Source organism: Candidatus Pelagibacter sp. PS_02, from assembly GCF_059418065.1.
In genome coordinates this window covers 294,510-311,889 of record NZ_CM182079.1, presented here as the reverse complement: position 1 = coordinate 311,889, position 17,380 = coordinate 294,510, and the positions used below count along the sequence as shown (strand labels likewise).

The 17,380-nt window shown below is 25.6% G+C and carries 18 protein-coding genes; 9 read left to right on the top strand and 9 right to left on the bottom strand.

What is annotated here, in order from left to right; genetic code table 11:
• Genes aspS through AC5SL4_RS01640 form a run of 3 tightly spaced genes read right to left on the bottom strand, consistent with a single transcriptional unit; the run spans position 1 to position 3,524 of the window.
• A complete protein-coding gene (gene aspS / locus AC5SL4_RS01650; protein ID WP_018413964.1) occupies positions 1-1,785 on the bottom strand; it encodes an aspartate--tRNA ligase in 1,785 nt (594 codons plus the stop codon).
• Complete coding sequence (locus AC5SL4_RS01645; RefSeq protein ID WP_230454305.1) at positions 1,786-2,448, bottom strand: P-loop NTPase family protein; 663 nt, start codon at positions 2,446-2,448, stop codon at positions 1,786-1,788.
• Positions 2,445-3,524, bottom strand: a complete 1,080-nt coding sequence (locus tag AC5SL4_RS01640; protein ID WP_006997193.1) for a hypothetical protein — start codon at positions 3,522-3,524, stop codon at positions 2,445-2,447. The genes AC5SL4_RS01645 and AC5SL4_RS01640 overlap by 4 nt, the downstream gene beginning before the upstream one ends.
• 11 nt (positions 3,525-3,535) lie before the next feature.
• Here AC5SL4_RS01640 and purM point away from each other — a divergent pair, with 11 nt between their 5' ends.
• Together purM and purN are read left to right on the top strand one after the other, a co-directional pair.
• Positions 3,536-4,564, top strand: a complete 1,029-nt coding sequence (purM, locus tag AC5SL4_RS01635) for a phosphoribosylformylglycinamidine cyclo-ligase (RefSeq protein ID WP_006997194.1) — start codon at positions 3,536-3,538, stop codon at positions 4,562-4,564.
• A complete protein-coding gene (purN, locus tag AC5SL4_RS01630; protein ID WP_006997195.1) occupies positions 4,542-5,120 on the top strand; it encodes a phosphoribosylglycinamide formyltransferase in 579 nt (192 codons plus the stop codon). Before purM ends, purN begins: the two co-directional genes overlap by 23 nt.
• Here purN and ndk read toward each other — a convergent pair.
• Together ndk and AC5SL4_RS01620 are read right to left on the bottom strand one after the other, a co-directional pair.
• The gene (gene ndk, locus AC5SL4_RS01625; protein WP_018413963.1) at positions 5,117-5,527 is read right to left on the bottom strand and encodes a nucleoside-diphosphate kinase; all 411 of its coding nucleotides are present in this window, start codon (positions 5,525-5,527) and stop codon (positions 5,117-5,119) included. The genes purN and ndk overlap by 4 nt on opposite strands.
• Positions 5,520-6,977 carry a leucyl aminopeptidase gene (locus tag AC5SL4_RS01620; protein ID WP_018413962.1) on the bottom strand — a complete coding sequence of 486 codons (1,458 nt, stop codon included), beginning with the start codon at positions 6,975-6,977 and terminating at the stop codon, positions 5,520-5,522. The genes ndk and AC5SL4_RS01620 overlap by 8 nt, the downstream gene beginning before the upstream one ends.
• A gap of 61 nt (positions 6,978-7,038) precedes the next feature.
• On the opposite strand from AC5SL4_RS01620, the gene AC5SL4_RS01615 reads away from it, so the two are divergent.
• Genes AC5SL4_RS01615 through rsmA form a run of 6 tightly spaced genes read left to right on the top strand, consistent with a single transcriptional unit; the run spans position 7,039 to position 14,347 of the window.
• Positions 7,039-8,175 carry an LptF/LptG family permease gene (locus AC5SL4_RS01615; protein WP_494587488.1) on the top strand — a complete coding sequence of 379 codons (1,137 nt, stop codon included), beginning with the start codon at positions 7,039-7,041 and terminating at the stop codon, positions 8,173-8,175.
• On the top strand, positions 8,172-9,245 hold the full coding sequence (locus tag AC5SL4_RS01610; protein WP_494587487.1) for an LptF/LptG family permease: 1,074 nt from the start codon (positions 8,172-8,174) through the stop codon (positions 9,243-9,245). The genes AC5SL4_RS01615 and AC5SL4_RS01610 overlap by 4 nt, the downstream gene beginning before the upstream one ends.
• Positions 9,235-11,679, top strand: coding sequence for an LPS-assembly protein LptD (locus tag AC5SL4_RS01605; RefSeq protein ID WP_494587486.1), 2,445 nt, complete (start codon positions 9,235-9,237; stop codon positions 11,677-11,679). The genes AC5SL4_RS01610 and AC5SL4_RS01605 overlap by 11 nt, the downstream gene beginning before the upstream one ends.
• Before the next feature lie 6 nt (positions 11,680-11,685).
• Complete coding sequence (locus AC5SL4_RS01600; protein WP_494587485.1) at positions 11,686-12,603, top strand: peptidylprolyl isomerase; 918 nt, start codon at positions 11,686-11,688, stop codon at positions 12,601-12,603.
• On the top strand, positions 12,596-13,558 hold the full coding sequence (gene pdxA / locus AC5SL4_RS01595; protein ID WP_011281885.1) for a 4-hydroxythreonine-4-phosphate dehydrogenase PdxA: 963 nt from the start codon (positions 12,596-12,598) through the stop codon (positions 13,556-13,558). Before AC5SL4_RS01600 ends, pdxA begins: the two co-directional genes overlap by 8 nt.
• Positions 13,559-14,347: a 16S rRNA (adenine(1518)-N(6)/adenine(1519)-N(6))-dimethyltransferase RsmA gene (gene rsmA, locus AC5SL4_RS01590; RefSeq protein WP_494587484.1), complete on the top strand. Its 789-nt coding sequence runs from the start codon at positions 13,559-13,561 to the stop codon at positions 14,345-14,347. It abuts the gene before it with no gap.
• On the opposite strand, the gene gmk is transcribed toward rsmA, so the two are convergent.
• Genes gmk through fabD form a run of 4 tightly spaced genes read right to left on the bottom strand, consistent with a single transcriptional unit; the run spans position 14,336 to position 16,926 of the window.
• The gene (gmk, locus tag AC5SL4_RS01585) at positions 14,336-14,968 is read right to left on the bottom strand and encodes a guanylate kinase (RefSeq protein ID WP_494587483.1); all 633 of its coding nucleotides are present in this window, start codon (positions 14,966-14,968) and stop codon (positions 14,336-14,338) included. The two genes, rsmA and gmk, sit on opposite strands and share 12 nt — an antisense overlap.
• Before the next feature lie 7 nt (positions 14,969-14,975).
• Positions 14,976-15,215 (bottom strand): acyl carrier protein, encoded by a 240-nt coding sequence (locus tag AC5SL4_RS01580; protein WP_006997205.1) that lies wholly within the window; start codon positions 15,213-15,215, stop codon positions 14,976-14,978.
• 48 nt (positions 15,216-15,263) lie between these two features.
• Complete coding sequence (gene fabG, locus AC5SL4_RS01575) at positions 15,264-16,001, bottom strand: 3-oxoacyl-[acyl-carrier-protein] reductase (protein ID WP_494587482.1); 738 nt, start codon at positions 15,999-16,001, stop codon at positions 15,264-15,266.
• Positions 15,994-16,926 (bottom strand): ACP S-malonyltransferase, encoded by a 933-nt coding sequence (gene fabD, locus AC5SL4_RS01570; RefSeq protein WP_494587481.1) that lies wholly within the window; start codon positions 16,924-16,926, stop codon positions 15,994-15,996. Before fabD ends, fabG begins: the two co-directional genes overlap by 8 nt.
• Positions 16,927-17,012: 86 nt before the next feature.
• Between fabD and rpsF the strand changes: the two genes are divergently transcribed.
• The gene (gene rpsF, locus AC5SL4_RS01565) at positions 17,013-17,378 is read left to right on the top strand and encodes a 30S ribosomal protein S6 (protein ID WP_006997208.1); all 366 of its coding nucleotides are present in this window, start codon (positions 17,013-17,015) and stop codon (positions 17,376-17,378) included.
• Positions 17,379-17,380 lie beyond the last annotated feature (2 nt).

Genomic DNA, 17,380 nt, shown 5'->3' with positions numbered 1-17,380 from the left:
TTATTTTTTCAGTTTTAAAGCTAAACCAAGCTCTTTAAGTTGCTCTTCGTTAACGTTTGATGGAGCGTTCATCATTAAATCTTGAGCATTTTGATTCATTGGAAACATTGTAACTTCTCTAATATTCTTTTCATTAGCTAATAACATTACAATTCTATCGATACCAGGTGCTATACCACCATGAGGTGGGGCTCCATAACTTAAAGCATTGATCATTCCACTAAATTTTTCATCAACTTGTTCTTTTTGATATCCAGCAATAGAGAAAAGTTTATACATCAATTCAGGCACGTGATTTCTAATTGCACCAGAAGATAGCTCTATCCCATTGCAAACAATATCGTACTGATAGGCTTTAATATTAAGTGGATTATCAAAATCAATATCTTTTAAGTCTCCTTGAGGCATTGAAAATGGATTGTGACTAAATTCGATTTTATTAGTTACTTCATTTTTTTCAAACATTGGATAATCAACAACCCAACAAAATGCGAAAGTATTTTCATCAATTAATTTTAAATCTTTAGCAATTTTATCTCTAGCTAAAGAGGTTATTTTTTCAACATCATTTATTTTTCCACAAGCAAAAAATATACTATCCCCTATTTCAGCTCCAGTGATTTTCATAATTTCCTCTAGTGCTTCTTTAGAAAAAAATTTTCCCACCGGTCCTTTTGCTGAAATATTTTCTTCTTTTTCAATTGTAAAATAAGCAAGACCAGACGCCCCTTGTTCTTTTGCCCACTTATCAATATTATCAAAAAAACTCCTAGGTTTATCTTTTGTATTTTTTGTTACTATACATCTCACTTTAGAACCAGATTTTACAAGCTTTTTAAATATCTCAAACGTAACATCATCACGTGTAAAAATGTTTGATAAATCTGAAATTATTAATGGGTTTCTTAAATCTGGTTTATCTGATCCATACTTAAGCATAGATTCCTCATAAGGTATTCTTGGAAATTTTTCATACATCAATTTTTTTTCAGAAAATTTTTTAAAAACATTGACTATTAATTTTTCAACAACTTGAAAGACATCTTCTTGTTCAACAAAAGACATTTCTAAATCAAGCTGATAAAATTCACCTGGACTTCTATCTGCCCTTGCATCTTCATCTCTAAAGCATGGAGCTATTTGAAAATATTTATCAAAACCAGAAACCATTATAAGTTGTTTAAATTGTTGTGGCGCTTGTGGCAGTGCATAAAATTTTCCAGGATTTAGTCTACTTGGTACTAAAAAATCTCTTGCACCTTCAGGGCTAGAGGATGTTAATATTGGTGTTTGGAATTCTAAAAACCCAAGTTTAGACATCTCGCCTCTAATAAAAGAGATAACTTTTGACCTTAAAATAATATTGTCATGAATTTTTTTTCTTCTTAGATCTAAGAATCTATACTTGAGTCTAATTTCTTCAGCATACTCTTGATCACTAAAAACTGGCATTGGTAACTCCTTGCAAGTACCCAACACTTCAAATGAATTTATATTAACCTCAATTTCTCCAGTTTGAAGATCGGTGTTAATAGTTTCTTTTGTTCTCTCTACAACCTTACCATTTATCTTAATTACGCTTTCTAATTGAATTTTTTCTAATGAATTAAAATTTTCGTTACTTTTATCTATGATGCATTGAGTCATTCCATAATTGTCTCTTAAATCTATGAATAGTAAATTTCCATGATCTCTTTTTTTGTTTATCCAGCCTGATAAAACAACATCTTTACCACTACTATCTATTGTTAACTCACTACATGTATGTGTTCTATATTTATTCACTTATTCCTCAAGAGCTTCATTAATAATTTTAAAATCGATAGATTTCTTTTTTTTTAAACTAATCTTGTCAATTTTATATATGAATTCAAATATTTTGCCATACGATCTCTCAATTCTTTTAATAATAAAGTTAATCAGCTTTTTATCTAAAGTAATTTGTCTGTCTGATAAATTTTTTAATATTAATGCAAACATTAGCTCATCGTCAGGGTTTTGAATATTTGCAAAAAGACAGTTCTTTGTTCTAGATCGAAGATCTTCAAGTTCAAAATTGATCTCAGATATTGGTTTCATTGATGTGACTATCAAAAACTTATTATCTTGATCTATTATATTAAAAAGTGAATAAATCAGCTTCTCATTTATATTTAAATTTAAATCCTCTAAAACAATATTTTGGTAAGGTTTAATGGATTTAATATTTTCGTCATTTAATGAATTAACATCAATCCTAATGCCATTAAATTTTTTCAAAAAAATATTAACCAGGTGACTTTTTCCTGAAAATTTTTCACCATTAATGTTTAAAAAATTTTTTTCCCACTTTGGCCATTTGTTAATCATTTCAAAAGCATAAAAATTACTCTTTCCAACATAAAAATCATCATCTTTAAAGTTTTGTTCATAATTAAAATCTAATAATAATTGATTTAAATTTTTCATTTTAATATCCACATATTATTCTTCATTTCTAATTCAAGGTTCTTTTCTTTCATGTCATTTAAAAATATATTAGGTGTGCCATTATAAGTAATTTTATATTGAATAATCTCACTATTAAAATTCAAAATACTAAAGTCAGAAACTAGATCTAAACTATAAAGCACCTGTTCCAACTCTATAATTTTTTTAGTTTTTTTGGAATTAATAGATATTGTTATAGGAAGTTTTATGGAAGTATTAATTTCATTATTTTTTTTCCATTGATCTTCATAAAGCTGTTTTAAATTTTCAACAATATTAGAAAAGTCATTATTATTCAAAATATCTAATTTGGGATAGTTCTTATTTTGAATTTTCAAGCTGTTATTTAAGTTAATTTTTGAAAGTGTTCTTATTCTGTTGCTTTCTTTGTATATTATTAAAATTATATTATCTCTAATATCATATTTATTAATTAGATTTGAAAAATCATAAGTTTCAATATCTTTTGAGATTTTTTGTAACTCTATCAAATCTTCAATATCTTCACTCGGTAATAAATAATCTAACAAATCATAAGAGTTTTTTTGTTCATTCCATTTATCGTAAAAAATATTGTTATTAAAAAGATATATATTGTTATTTTTAGTTTCTATAAGGATGGGAAATAATAAGACCTTATTTCTTTGGGGTATGGATGGAAAAATATTTTTATTTTCTAAAAATTTAAGAATTTTTTTTTTATTAAATGTTGTTTCTAAATTTGCAAAATACTCATTATTTATAAATTTTTCATCACTAATGGTGAAAGAGTCAATCATGCCCTTAATTTCTTTTATAGAAACATTTTTAATCTTTTTTCTATTACCAGAGGTTGTAATCATTGAAATCAAATCAGAAAAGGAAGTTTGAAATCCTTTGTCAATAACGTTATTTTTTTCAAAATTTAATTCAAATGGAGAGGATATTTCAATTTTAGATACCCTAAATGCATTTGCATTTGAATAAGTTGTGGAAAAAAATACTATTAATAGAGAGAATGAAATAAAATAAATATATACATTCAGTAATTTATAAAATTTATTAATTATTTGCATATACTATACTAATGAAAAAAGAAAAATTTACCTATGAAAAAAGTGGTGTAAACATAAATGCTGCTGATAATTTTGTTAAATTTATATCGTCAATATCATCAAACAAAAAAGGCCAAAAAAAGTTTAATAATATTGGTGGCTTTGGCTCTATAACTAATATTCCAAAAAATCTTAAAAATCCTAAAATTGTAGCTTGCACTGATGGTGTTGGTACAAAAGTAGAGATTGCCAATTTACTCAATAAATATGACACAATTGGCATTGATTTAGTTGCCATGAGTGTAAACGACCTAATTGTTCAAGGAGCAAGACCACTTTTATTTTTAGATTATATTTCTATTAATAAAATTGATTTAAATAAATTAAAATTGATCCTCAAAGGAATAGTAAGAGGCTGTAAAATTTCAAACTGTGAATTGGTTGGTGGCGAAACAGCAGAAATGCCAGGTACCTATGAAAAAGGTAAATTCGATATAGCAGGTTTTGCAGTAGGTTTGGTTGATGAAAAGAAAATACTATCAAAGAAGAATATAAAAAAAAATGACTTAGTGCTGGCTATACCATCTAGTGGTGTTCACTCAAATGGTTATTCTTTAGTTAGGCATGTGCTTAATAAAAAAAAGATTAATTTAAAAAAAAATTCATTTTTAAAAAAAGAATTACTAAGACCTACAAAAATTTATGTCAAAGAAGTTCTAAATTTAATTAATAACAATCTTTTAAATGGGTGTGCAAATATTACTGGAGGTGGACTAGCAGATAATATTAAGAGAGTTATTCCAGATAAATTAGTCGCTGATTTAGATTTAAATAAAGTTAGAACTAAAAAAATTTTTAAATGGTTGAAGCAAAATAACATTGATGACGAAGAAATGTTAAAAACATTTAACTGTGGAGTTGGTTTTTGTTTAATAGTTAATCCTAAAAATTTAAATAAAATTACTAAATTTTTTACAAAGGAATTTAAACCCTATGTTATTGGAAAAATAACTGCAGGAAAATATAAAGTTAAACTTAATGGTAAAATTGACTGGTCCTAAAAAGATTAAAACAGCAGTATTTATATCTGGAACTGGAAGTAATTTAAAAAATTTAATAAAATTTTCTAAAATAAAAAATTCACCTATATCCATAGATTTAATTTTTTCAAATACTTCAAAAGCCAAAGGTTTAAAGTTTTCAAATCAATTTAATATAAAAAAATATGTATCAAGCTTTAAAAACTATAAAATAGCTGAAACAAAAATATTAAATTTATTAAAAAAAGAAAATATAAAGTTTATTTGCCTTGCAGGCTTTATGAAGATTTTATCTAAAAGTTTTATTAAAAAATTTAATGGAAAAATAGTTAATATGCATCCTTCTTTACTGCCAAAATATAAAGGGCTTGATACTCATTTTAAAGCAATACAAAATAAAGATAAGGTAGCTGGTTGTACTGTTCATTTTGTAACAGCAAAGCTTGATTCAGGAAAAATAATTCTGCAAAAGAAAGTTAAAATTTCAAAAAAAGATACTTCTATTTCTTTAGCTAAAAAAGTTTTAAAACAAGAGCACAAGCTCTATCCAGCGGCTATAAAAAAATTATTTAATTAATCTTTAAAGAAAAAATTAATTTCAATTTTAGCGTTTTCAACACTATCAGAACCATGTACAGAGTTTTTATCAATAGAAATTCCATATTTTTTTCTTATAGTGCCTTCTGCAGCATCTTCTGGTTTAGTTGCACCCATTAATTCTCTGTTTCCTAAAACTGCATTTTCTTTTTCAAGTATCATCACGACAATTGGGCCTGAAGACAAATAAGCGCATAAATCATTATAAAAAGGTTTAGTTTCATGAACTTTATAAAATTGTTCTGCTTCTGCTTTTGTTATCTGAATTTTTTTATCTTTGATAATTTTAAAACCTTTATCTGCAAACATTTCTTTGATTTCGTTATCTAAATTTCTTTCAACAGCATCAGGTTTAATGATTGATAGTGTTTGTTCTATATTACTCATAATTATCCTCTATTAGTTGGTTTAATAATCTTACTCCATAGCTAGTTGCACCGCCTGAATTTAAAGCACCACCATATTTTGAAAATGCCATACCAGCTATATCTAAGTGAGCCCAAGGCGTTTTATTTAAAATAAATCTTTGTAAAAATTGTGCTGCAGTTGTAGATCCTGCACCACCTACATAATTAATATTTTGCATATCTGCATTTTTTGAGTCTATAAGTTTGTCAAAGTTTTTATGCAATGGCATTCTCCATAATTTTTCTTCAACTTTATCACCTGCTTCTAATAATTGTTTTGACAATTTGTCATCGTTTGAAAATAGTCCTGCATATTCAGAGCCTAATGAAACTATAATAGCCCCTGTTAAAGTTGCTAGATCAACCATAAACTTAGGTTTAAATTTTTTCTCAGTAAAAGTTAAAGCATCAGCCAAAACTAATCTACCTTCAGCATCTGTATTTAATACCTCTATTGTTTTACCACTATAAGATTTTACAATGTCTCCAGGTCTTTGTGCGTTTCCACTAACCATATTCTCAACAAGCCCTACAACACCAACAGCATTTATTTTTGCTTTTCTTATTGCTAAATTTTTCATTAAACCCACCACAGTAGCTGAGCCTGCCATATCATAAGTCATATCTTCCATAAACTTTGCTGGTTTTAAAGAGTAACCTCCAGTGTCAAAACAAACACCTTTTCCAACAAAAGCTAAAGGATTGGAATTATTTTTTGCTCCATTCCATTCCATTGTTACAAGATATGATCCTCTAATACTACCTTGCCCTACACCAAGTAACGCATTCATTCCAAGTTTTTTTAATTTTTTTTCATCATAGATATTTATTTTCAATCCAAATTTTTTAAGTGTATTTATTCTTTTTGCATATTCATCAGGGTGTAAAACATTTCCTGGTTCAGACACAAGGTCTCTTGCAAAAAAACTTCCTTCTTCTAGAGCTTTAAATCTTAAATGATCTTGAGTAGATATTTTATTTTTGTTTCCTATAACATTTATGAGAACAGTTTCTTTGTTTTTTTTAGATTTATAAATATTAAATTCATATGATTTTAATTTAAGTCCATGCAGAAAGTAACCAACAAAATTTTTAATTTTATTATTAATTGTATCTGAATTTACAAAGTATTCTTTTTTCTTATCATTATTAATATAACTATGAAATTTAGCTCCTAAATTTTCTATATCTGATATTTTTATATCTTTCTTAATGGATACTAAAAATACTGTCTTTTTTGAATTAACTTCAAAAGAAAGTAAATCTTTTTTCAAATCACTATTTTTTAATAAATCAGATATGTAAGAAAATTCTAAATTTGATAGATATTTTTTTAAATTGTTAATATTGAATTTTTCATCAACAAATAAGACAAGGTTGGCTAAGTCTTTTTTTGAACTTATTTTTTTGTAATTAATTTGAATAGTCATAAATTTTAAATACACTCTATGCGAGTTGAGTGGTATATAAGAGCTAATTTACTGTATTTCAATGAAAAAAATTGTTTATAAAAAATTATCTAAAGATTGTGTAAATTTTTTCTTATTAGTTGTATTTACCATCAGTATAATTATTTGGGTATTGCAGGCAGTTAATTATCTCGATTTTGTTATAGAGGACGGTCATGGTTTTCTTGTATATTTTAAATATACATTACTTAGCTTTCCTAAAATAATTAGTAGAATCTTTCCCTTTGCTATATTTTTGGCATTTTCATACATATTATTAAAGTATGAGAATAAAAATGAGCTAGTTATATTTTGGAATTTTGGAATTAAAAAAATTAATTTTATAAATTTTTTTATAAAATTTTCTCTCTGGTTCGTACTTATTAGTTTATTATTGAATGCTGTAATAACTCCTTTTGCTCAAGATAAAGCAAGATCCTTTATAAGATCATCTAACTTAGATTTTTTTGAAAGTGTTCTCAAGCCTAAAAAGTTTATAGATATTATTGGAAATTTGACAATTTACTTTGATGAAAAAAATAAAAAAGGTGAATTAATAAATATATTCTTAAATGAAAAAACAGATATTAATAACTCACAAACTACTTTTGCTAAAACTGCAATAGTAAATATAGACAATAATAAAAAGATATTAACATTATATGATGGTAAATCTATCAATGTCATAAATGGGAAAATTTCAGAATTTGAATTCTCAAAAATTGATTATAATATTTCAAAATTTAATTCTAACACAACTACCTACCAAAAGACACAAGAAACAAAAACAATAAATTTAATTAAATGCTCTTTATTTTTTAATGGTTCAATAATTAATTCTACAAATATAGAAATAGAAAATATTAAAAACTGTAGATTAGATAATTTAGAGAATGTCTATAAAGAGCTATACTCAAGATTGGTAAAACCTTTATATATAACTTTTCTAATTTCAATTTCACTTTTATTTATATTAAAATCTAAAAGTGACCATTCATTTAATATTAATAAATTTAAGATTTATTTATTTGCTTTTCTTTTTATTATTTTTTTAGAATCATCTTCAAAATTAATAAGTACGAATTTAATGCAGAACATATTTCTTTCAATTTTTCCATTAATCTTAACATTAATTATCTATCTCTATTTTGTAATAAAATTAAAAATTAATAAAGTATGAAAACCTATATTAAATTTTTAATTAACCTTTTTAACATTTCATTATTAAAAATTTTTATTACTTTTTTTATTATCATTTTAATTACAAATATCCTTGAACAAATTGAATTTTTTAAAAATATAGATTTAAGTTTTTTTTATCTTTTCTTTTTGTCTCTATTAAATACACCTTCGGTCTTATTTGAAATACTTCCTTTTATTTTTTTGTTGGGCACTCAAGTATTTTTTATTCATCTTATTGACAAAAATGAACTACAGATCTTTAAGTACTCTGGTTTAAATAATATAAAAATCATAAAAATTTTAGGTTTATATTCATTTATTCTTGGAATTATTATGGTTATTTTTTTTTATAACGGATCATCTATTTTAAAAAACTCATATCTATTAATTAAAAATAACTATTCAGATGATAATAAGTATTTAGCTGTTATCACTGAAAATGGTCTTTGGATCAAAGATGAAATAAATGACAATATAAACATAATTAATGCCCGCCAGGTCAACAATGAATTTTTACTCAATGTTTCCATAACAAAGTTCAATAAAGATTTTGATTTAGTCGAAGTATTACAAAGTGAAAGAGTTGATATTACATCAAAAAAATGGAAAATATTTAATCCAATAACTCTAAAAGGTAATTCACAAAGTACTTTGAATGAATTGATATTACATTCAAATTTTGACTTACAAAAAATAAATAGCTTATTTTCAAACCTTTCTTCTTTAAGTATAATTGATTTAATTACATTAAGAAAAAGTTATATGTCTTTAAATTATTCTGTAACTGATATAAATTCTCACTTATTGAAAATTGTCTCTTATCCGGTTTACTTAACTCTAATTACAATTTTTTCTGCTATTATTATGTTTACCATTGGCTACCAAAAAAATACCTTTTATAAGATTACATTAGGAATTTTTTTGTCTGTAATTATTTACTATATTAATAATTTTTTAAGTGTCCTAGGCACAAATGAAAAAATTCCTGTAACACTTTCAATTTTTTTGCCTTTAATTATATTATCAATAATAAATTTCATCTCTATAATAAAGTTAAATGAAAAATAAATTTATAACTTTCTTTCTTGTGATCTTATTTACTATATCTAACTTTAGTCGAGTTCTTGGAGAAGAATTTATTTTTGAAATTTCTGATTTAGAAATTACTGAAAATGGAAATATATATAAAGGCAATAACAGGGGTACAATTAGAACTGATAGTCAGCTTAAATTAATATCAGACAACTTTGAGTATTTAAAAGAAATCAACAGACTGGAAGCAAATGGTGATGTTCAGCTTTTTGATTTAAATAACAACATAACTATTAACGCTCAACAAATTTTTTATCTTAAGAATGAAGAAAAAATTTTCACAGTAGGTAAAACATTAATTAAAATTTCAAATAAATACGATATTGAAGGTTTTGATTTAATTCTTTTTAAAAATAAGATGATTTTATCATCTAAAAAAAATGCAATTATTACCGATAATGAGTCTAATACCTATAAACTTGAGCAGTTTCAATACTCTATTAATCAAGAAATTCTTAAGGGTGAAAATATAGTAGCTATAACTAGTGATAAAGAAAATAAAAGTGATGAATTTTTTCTTAAAACTGGTTTTTTTGACTTAAAAAAAAATGAATTTTTAGGAAAAGATATTATTGCAAACTTCCACAAAGATTTATTCGGGGATAACGAGAATGATCCAAGAATAAGTGCAGTTTCAGGATTTGGAGACAAGATTAATACCTACTTTAAAAAAGGTGTTTTTACATCATGTAAAAAAACAGATAAATGCCCCCCCTGGAAAATTACATCAGATGAAATTCACCATGATAAAATTAAAAAACAGATTAATTATAAAAATGCTTGGTTAGAAATATATGATTTTCCTGTTGTTTACTTTCCTAAATTTTTTCATCCAGACCCATCTGTAAAAAGACAATCTGGTCTTTTAATGCCTGAATTTGGTAGCTCAAATAATCTTGGTAGCTCAATTTATGTGCCGTATTTTTTGGCCATATCTGATGATAAAGATCTAACAATAAAACCAAGGCTCTTTGAAGATAACAAATTTTTATTACAAAATGAGTATAGACAAAAAACAAGGAATTCACTTACAATAGCCGATTTTAGCTTTGTTAATGGCCATGACTCTAGTTCTCAAGACACGGGAGGTACAAGGTCTCATCTTTTCACTAATACGTTAGTAGATTTGTCGTTGGACAACTTCAAAAAAAGTATGCTTCAAATTAACTATCAAAAAGTATCAAATGATAACTATTTGAAGTTATTTGATCTACAATCTCCTCTTCTACTAGATGACAACAGTGTGCTTGAATCTAAAATTAAATTTGATCTAGAGCATGAAAGTTATGATCTAACAACCTCATTTGAAATGTACGAAACTTTAAATGGCTCCAATAGCGATAGATATCAATATGTGCTACCTAGTTATAATTTTTCAAAAAATTTTAGTTTTAATAATATTGATGGCAGTTTTAATCTCAATTCATATGGAAATAACACTTTAAATGATACGAATGTTGTTGGATCTACAATTTCAAATGATTTAATTTACTCTGCTTTAAGTAAATTCTTTGATAATGGAATTAAAACAAATTTTGAAATTGCTTTGAAAAATATCAATACTGTTGGTAAAAATAACCCTACATATAAAAATAGTCCACAATCAGAATTAATGAGCGCATATACATATAATGCTTCATTGCCACTAATTAAAAAAAATTCCACAACATTTGATACTTTAGAACCAAAGCTGTCTTTAAGGTTTAGCCCCCATGAAATGAAAAACAATAAAAACGAGTCTAGAAGAATTGATATTAGTAATGTTTTTTCTTCTAATCGATTAAGTTTAGGAAACTCATTTGAGTCCGGTGAGTCTATTACATTGGGCTTAAACTTCAAAAAAGAAAAAGTTAACGTTGATAATAAAATAGATAAAATTGAAGAATATATTGATTTTAAACTTGCATCAGTTTTTAGATTAGATGAAGAAAAGAATATACCTACAAGTAGTACTTTAAATAAAAAAAACTCCAATATATTTGGGGAATTTAATTTTAAACCTACTAGAAATATTTCATTAGGCTACAATTTTTCTTTAACAGATGATTTGAATACTTTTGAATACAATTCTTTAATAACTAAAATAGAATTTGGAAATTTTATTACTCATTTTGATTATTTAGAGGAAAGAGGTGCTGTTGGCAGTACAAATATAATTGAAAATACAACAAAATATAACTTTGATGATCAAAATTCTATATCATTTAACACAAGAAGAAATCGAAAGCTTGATTTAACAGAGTACTATGATTTGGTGTATGAGTATAAAAATGATTGTTTGGTTGCAGGTATAAAATATAAGAAGAATTATTATAATGATGCTGATATTAAACCAGTTGAAGAATTATTTTTCTCTATAACTATTGTTCCACTTGGAACTTTTTCACCAGATAAAATGGCTTTAAAATAGGATTATATGAAAAAGAAAATTTTAATATTTTTATTTGTCATAATATGTTTTCATGCTCAATCAATTGAAACAAAAATAATTCATAATATTCAAGACGAAATTATAACTAACATTGATATTAAAAATGAATTTAAATATCTTGTGGCTCTAAATAATTCTTTAAAAGAGTTAGATCAAGAAAAGATATTAAATATTTCTAACGAATCAATAATAAGAGAGAAGATAAAAAAAATAGAAATATCAAAAAATTTTAAAGAAATAAAATTAAATGAAGACTATTCTGAACTTTTACTAAAAAATATTTATTCAAGGTTAAATCTAAAATCAATAAATGAATTTGAAATTTATTTAAAAGATTATGATTTAAAAATAAGTGATATCGAAAAAAAAATTACTATTGATGCTTTGTGGAATGAACTAATTATAAAAAAATATTCATCTAAAGTTGTAATTAATGAGGCTGTATTAAAAGAAGAGCTTCTAAAAAATAACAAAATTGAATCAAAAGAATATAATTTATCTGAAATTATCTTTGAAGTTAAAAACAAAGAAGAGATCGAAAAAAAATATAAAGAAGTTGTTAAAAGCATAAATGAAATAGGTTTTGAAAATAGTGCTGCAACATATAGTTTTTCTGATTCAGCTAAAATTGGTGGTGATATTGGTTGGATCAATGAAAATTCACTTAATAATAATATTAGAAAAAATATAAGCAGCTTAAAAGTGGGAGAATTTACAAAACCTATAATTTTATCAAACGGTATATTAATATTAAAATTAATAAATATAAAAAGTTCTGAAACTACTATTGATATTGAAAATGAATTAAAAAAAGCAATTAACTATGAACGTAACAGACAGTTGAATCAATATTCAAAAATTTATTATAACAAGATCAAAAAGAATCTAGATTTTAATGGGTAAGGAACCAATAATAATAGTGGGTGGAGAGCCCAACAGTATTTTTTTAGAAATTTTTTTTAAAAGTTTAAAAACTAATATTTATAAGTCACCCTTAATAATCATTATTTCTAAAAAATTACTTCAAGAACAGATGAAAAAATTAGATTTTTATTTCAAAATAAATGATATTGACAAGGAGTTAAAAGATTTCTCCAAACTTACTAATAAAAAAATTAATTTAATTAATGTTGATTATAAATTTAAAAAATGCTTTGAAAAAATTACTAGTAAATCTAATAAGTACATAGATGAAACTTTTAAAGTTGCTTTAAATTTTATGAAACAAAATAATTTATCCAAATTTATCAATGGTCCTGTTTCCAAAAAGTCTTTTTTAAAAGGTAAAACTTTAGGTATCACTGAATATCTTGCAAAGAAAACCAAAAAAAAAGATGTTGCAATGTTAATATTTAATAAAAATTTATCTGTTAGTCCTCTTACAACCCATCTTGCTTTAAAAGATGTTCATAAAAAAATAACAAAACAAAAAATATATACTCAAGTTAACCTGATTAATAAATTTTATAAAACAAAATTTAATAAACTACCAAGGATTGCAATAACTGGGTTAAATCCCCACTGTGAAAGTAATTTTCAAAATTCTGAAGAGGATAAAGTTATAATTCCAGCTATTAAGAAATTACGATTAAAAAATAATAAAATTAATGGTCCATTTCCAGCTGATACTATCTTTACAAAATTTTTATTAAAGAAATATGATGTAATTATTGGTATGTATCATGATCAAGTACTTTCTCCTATGAAGGCTTTATTTGGTTTTGATGCAATTAATATTACTTTAGGCCTACCATTTACTCGTATTTCTCCAGATCATGGACCAAATTATTCAATGCTGGGTAAAAATTTATCTGATCCAAAAAGCTTAATTCAGGCCTTAAAGTTTTTGGATAAATAAGTGTTCATAAAAGCAAAAAAAAGCCTTGGGCAAAATTTCTTAATAGATAGAGAAGTGCTTGAAAAAATTGTATCTATAACCGATATTACTAACAAGGAAGTCTTAGAAATTGGACCAGGTAGTGGAAATCTAACGACATATATTTTAAAAAAGAAACCAAAGAAACTCTATGTTGTAGAAAAAGATGATGATTTAGCCATATTACTAAAGGAAAAGTTTGATACGGAAATTAAAATCATCAATGATGATATCTTAAAAGTATCTGAAAGTACTATCTCGGATCAAAAACTATCTGTCTTTGGTAATTTACCTTATAACATTTCAACAGAAATCTTATCTAAATGGATTCTTAATATTGGATCAAATTTTTGGTTCGATAGTCTGGTTTTAATGTTCCAAAAAGAAGTTGCTGATAGAATTATATCTAAATTTAATAACTCTAATTATGGCAGACTATCAATTTTATCTAGCTGGAAATTAAATGTAAAAAAGATATTAGACATTAAACCACAAAGCTTTTCACCAAGACCTAAAATAGATAGTTCTTTACTTTTATTTACTCCCAAAGAAAATTTTTTTAAGTTGAAAGATCCTAAAAACCTTGAAAAAATTACTAGGATATTCTTCAGCCAAAGAAGAAAAATGTTAAAAAAACCCTTTAACCAAGTTTTTGATAATGGAAAAGAAGTTGCAGAAAAATTTGGTATTGATCTTAATCTTAGACCTCAAAACCTTGAGCCAGAAGTATATTTTAAACTTGTAAAAGAATATGAAGACTTAAAAGGTTAGTTTTTCAACATGTTTTCTAATGAAATCTTTATCGTAGTCTTTCGAGCCATTGTTAATTTCGGCATCAATTAAACTGCTAATTTTAGAATAACATTCTTCTAGATTGTCATTAATAATTACGTAATCATAATTAATCCAATGCAAAACATCTCTGCTAAACTCTTTCATGCGTTCTTCTACTATTAGTTTATCTTTCATGTCTCTATTTGATAGTCTTTCAAATAGTATCTCTTTGCTAGGAGGTAAAATAAAAAAAGTAATTAATTTATAATTTAATTTTTTATTCTTGATTTGATCAGCTCCTTGCCAATCAATATCAAATATTACATTTTTACCTTTTTCTAATTTTTCGATTACTGGTGTTCTGGTTGTTCCATAAAGATGATTAAATACTTTTGCGTACTCTAAGAATTCTTCATTTTTTATTAAATTTTCAAATTTATCATGATCAACAAAGTAGTAATCTTTGTCTGCAATTTCGTTAAGTCTAGGTTTTCTTGTGGTATGAGAAACTGAAATATGAAAATTTTTATTTTTAGAGAGGAGTTTTACTAAGGTTGTTTTACCTGCCCCAGATGGGGATGATAAAATTACCATTATCCCATCTTTTTTTATGGACATTTAATTTCTAGTTTGCTTTTCCTGCTATAAAGTTAACAGCGTCACCTACAGTAAGAATTTTTTCAGCTTCACTATCTGAAATTTCTGAACCAAATTCCTCTTCAAAAGCCATTACTAACTCAACTGTATCTAAACTATCTGCTCCAAGGTCATCTATGAAGCTTGAATCGTCTAATACTTTAGCTTCATCAATACCTAAGTGATCTGCTACAATTTTTTTAACTTTGCTTGAAATATCTTCTGACATAATGTTCCTTTTTGTTATATTTCGTTATTAGTTCAAAAAGTAGTTTTGTCAACCCAAATACATGCCCCCATTAATATGTAATGTTTCTCCATTAATATAGTCTGACTGATCTGAGCTTAAGAAATTAACTGCATTAGCAATATCTTCAGGTTTACCCAGTCTATTAGATGGAATTTTAGCAATTATTGTTTCTTTAAATTTTTCATCTATTTGATCTGTCATAGCAGTGCTTATAAAGCCTGGGGATATGCAATTAACATTAATATTTTTTTTTGCGTATTCAATAGCTAAGCTTTTTGACATTGCAACTATACCTGCCTTAGATGCAGTATAGTTTGCTTGTCCAACATTACCAGTATGTCCAACAACAGAGGTTATATTGATAATTTTTCCAGATTTATTTTTAAGCATCTTTTTAATCGAATATTTACACATTAGAAATGTAGAAGTTAAATTAATATTTATAACTTTTGACCACTCTTCTAAGCTCATTCTAATAGTTAAATTATCTTTTGTAATGCCTGCATTATTAACAATGCAATCTAAAGATCCACCTAGTTCTTTGGTAGCATTTTCTATAAATTCCTCGATTTTATCATGTTGAGAAATATCAAATTTAAGAATTTTTATATTACTAAATTTTTCTTTTAACTCTTCTAGTTTCTCAATTCTTGTACCCGTAGCTAAAATATTTGCACCATTATGGTTTAACTTCTCAACTATTGAATTACCAATTCCACCTGAAGCACCTGTGATTATAATATTTTTATCTTTTAAACTACTCATTGATATTAATTAACTTTATATCCTCTTCTGAATTTATTGCACTAACTTTAACATTTTTGTCAATTCTCTTTATTAATCCAGATAAAACTTTGCCTGGTCCTATTTCAATAAACTCTGTAACACCCTTCTCAATCATTAATAAAACACTCTCACGCCAACGAACACTACTTTCAATTTGTTTAACTAGTAATTCTTTTAGTTCATTCGAATTAGATATTTCTTTTCCTGTTACATTTGAAATAAGGATGTTTTTAGGTTCGTTAAAATTTAATTTTGCTATTTCTTCTTTCATTACAAGTGTTGCATTATTCATCAATTTACAATGAAACGGAGCACTAACCGGTAATTTGATATTTTTAATATTTGAAGCTTTCAAATCAACCATAATTTTCTCCAGGTCTTCAATTTTTCCACTTAAAACGATCTGACCTACAGAATTGTCATTTGCAATAAAGCATTCGTATTTATCTTTATTCTCATCAATAATTTTTTTTATTATTTTAATTTCAGAGCCCAAAACTGCAACCATTCCACCCACTCCTTTTGGAACAGAGTTTTGCATCGCACTACCTCTAATTTTTAATATCTTTAAAGTATCTGAAAATGACAATGACCCAGCTGCGGTCAATGCAGAGTACTCTCCTAAAGAATGTCCTGCATAAAATTTTGCTTTATCTAAATCAATTTTAAACTCTTCTTTGATTAACTTAAATATTGAATAACTGAGCAAAAATATTGCTGGTTGTGTATTTTCAGTTAAGTCTAATTCTTCCTTAGGACCATTTAAAATAAGATTTGATAGTGAGAAACCAAGAGTATCATTTGCTTCCTTGAATAGATCTTGAACTAAGCTATATTTGGCATGTAGGTCTTTACCCATTCCTACTAATTGTGAGCCTTGACCTGGAAAAATAACAGAAAACATTTAAATATCTAAAGTTTATTATGGTTTTAAGTGTTGTAATTCAATAATTATAATAGTATATCCTCACTTTTTATTAAAGAACAATTATGAATTTATACGAACACACAATAGTTGCTAGACAAGATACTAGCCCAGCGCAAGTTAAGCAATTAACTGAAAAATATTCTAAAATAGTTGAAAAAAATGAGGGAGAAATAGTACAAACTGAAGATTGGGGTTTGTTAAATTTAGCTTACATTATTAAAAAGAATAAAAAAGGCATCTATATGCACTTTAAGATTAAAGGTCCTGGAAAAATTATTGATGAATTGGAAAAAAATGAAGCAATTGATAAAAATCTTCTAAGATATATGACGGTTAAAGTTAAAAAATTTAATTTAGAAGCTAAATATTTTTCAAAGAAAGATGAGTACGAAAAAAAAGAATATAAAAAAGAATATAATAGAGACTAATT

What these genes read in the sequence shown, in the direction of transcription:
- AC5SL4_RS01645 (WP_230454305.1), bottom strand. Translation starts at nt 2,448, where the DNA reads ATGAAAAATTTAAATCAATTATTATTAGATTTTAATTATGAACAAAAC.
- AC5SL4_RS01640 (WP_006997193.1), bottom strand. Translation starts at nt 3,524, where the DNA reads ATGCAAATAATTAATAAATTTTATAAATTACTGAATGTATATATTTAT.
- purM (WP_006997194.1), top strand. Translation starts at nt 3,536, where the DNA reads ATGAAAAAAGAAAAATTTACCTATGAAAAAAGTGGTGTAAACATAAAT.
- purN (WP_006997195.1), top strand. Translation starts at nt 4,542, where the DNA reads ATGGTAAAATTGACTGGTCCTAAAAAGATTAAAACAGCAGTATTTATA.
- ndk (WP_018413963.1), bottom strand. Translation starts at nt 5,527, where the DNA reads ATGAGTAATATAGAACAAACACTATCAATCATTAAACCTGATGCTGTT.
- AC5SL4_RS01620 (WP_018413962.1), bottom strand. Translation starts at nt 6,977, where the DNA reads ATGACTATTCAAATTAATTACAAAAAAATAAGTTCAAAAAAAGACTTA.
- AC5SL4_RS01615 (WP_494587488.1), top strand. Translation starts at nt 7,039, where the DNA reads ATGAAAAAAATTGTTTATAAAAAATTATCTAAAGATTGTGTAAATTTT.
- AC5SL4_RS01610 (WP_494587487.1), top strand. Translation starts at nt 8,172, where the DNA reads ATGAAAACCTATATTAAATTTTTAATTAACCTTTTTAACATTTCATTA.
- AC5SL4_RS01605 (WP_494587486.1), top strand. Translation starts at nt 9,235, where the DNA reads ATGAAAAATAAATTTATAACTTTCTTTCTTGTGATCTTATTTACTATA.
- AC5SL4_RS01600 (WP_494587485.1), top strand. Translation starts at nt 11,686, where the DNA reads ATGAAAAAGAAAATTTTAATATTTTTATTTGTCATAATATGTTTTCAT.
- pdxA (WP_011281885.1), top strand. Translation starts at nt 12,596, where the DNA reads ATGGGTAAGGAACCAATAATAATAGTGGGTGGAGAGCCCAACAGTATT.
- gmk (WP_494587483.1), bottom strand. Translation starts at nt 14,968, where the DNA reads ATGTCCATAAAAAAAGATGGGATAATGGTAATTTTATCATCCCCATCT.
- AC5SL4_RS01580 (WP_006997205.1), bottom strand. Translation starts at nt 15,215, where the DNA reads ATGTCAGAAGATATTTCAAGCAAAGTTAAAAAAATTGTAGCAGATCAC.
- fabG (WP_494587482.1), bottom strand. Translation starts at nt 16,001, where the DNA reads ATGAGTAGTTTAAAAGATAAAAATATTATAATCACAGGTGCTTCAGGT.
- fabD (WP_494587481.1), bottom strand. Translation starts at nt 16,926, where the DNA reads ATGTTTTCTGTTATTTTTCCAGGTCAAGGCTCACAATTAGTAGGAATG.
- rpsF (WP_006997208.1), top strand. Translation starts at nt 17,013, where the DNA reads ATGAATTTATACGAACACACAATAGTTGCTAGACAAGATACTAGCCCA.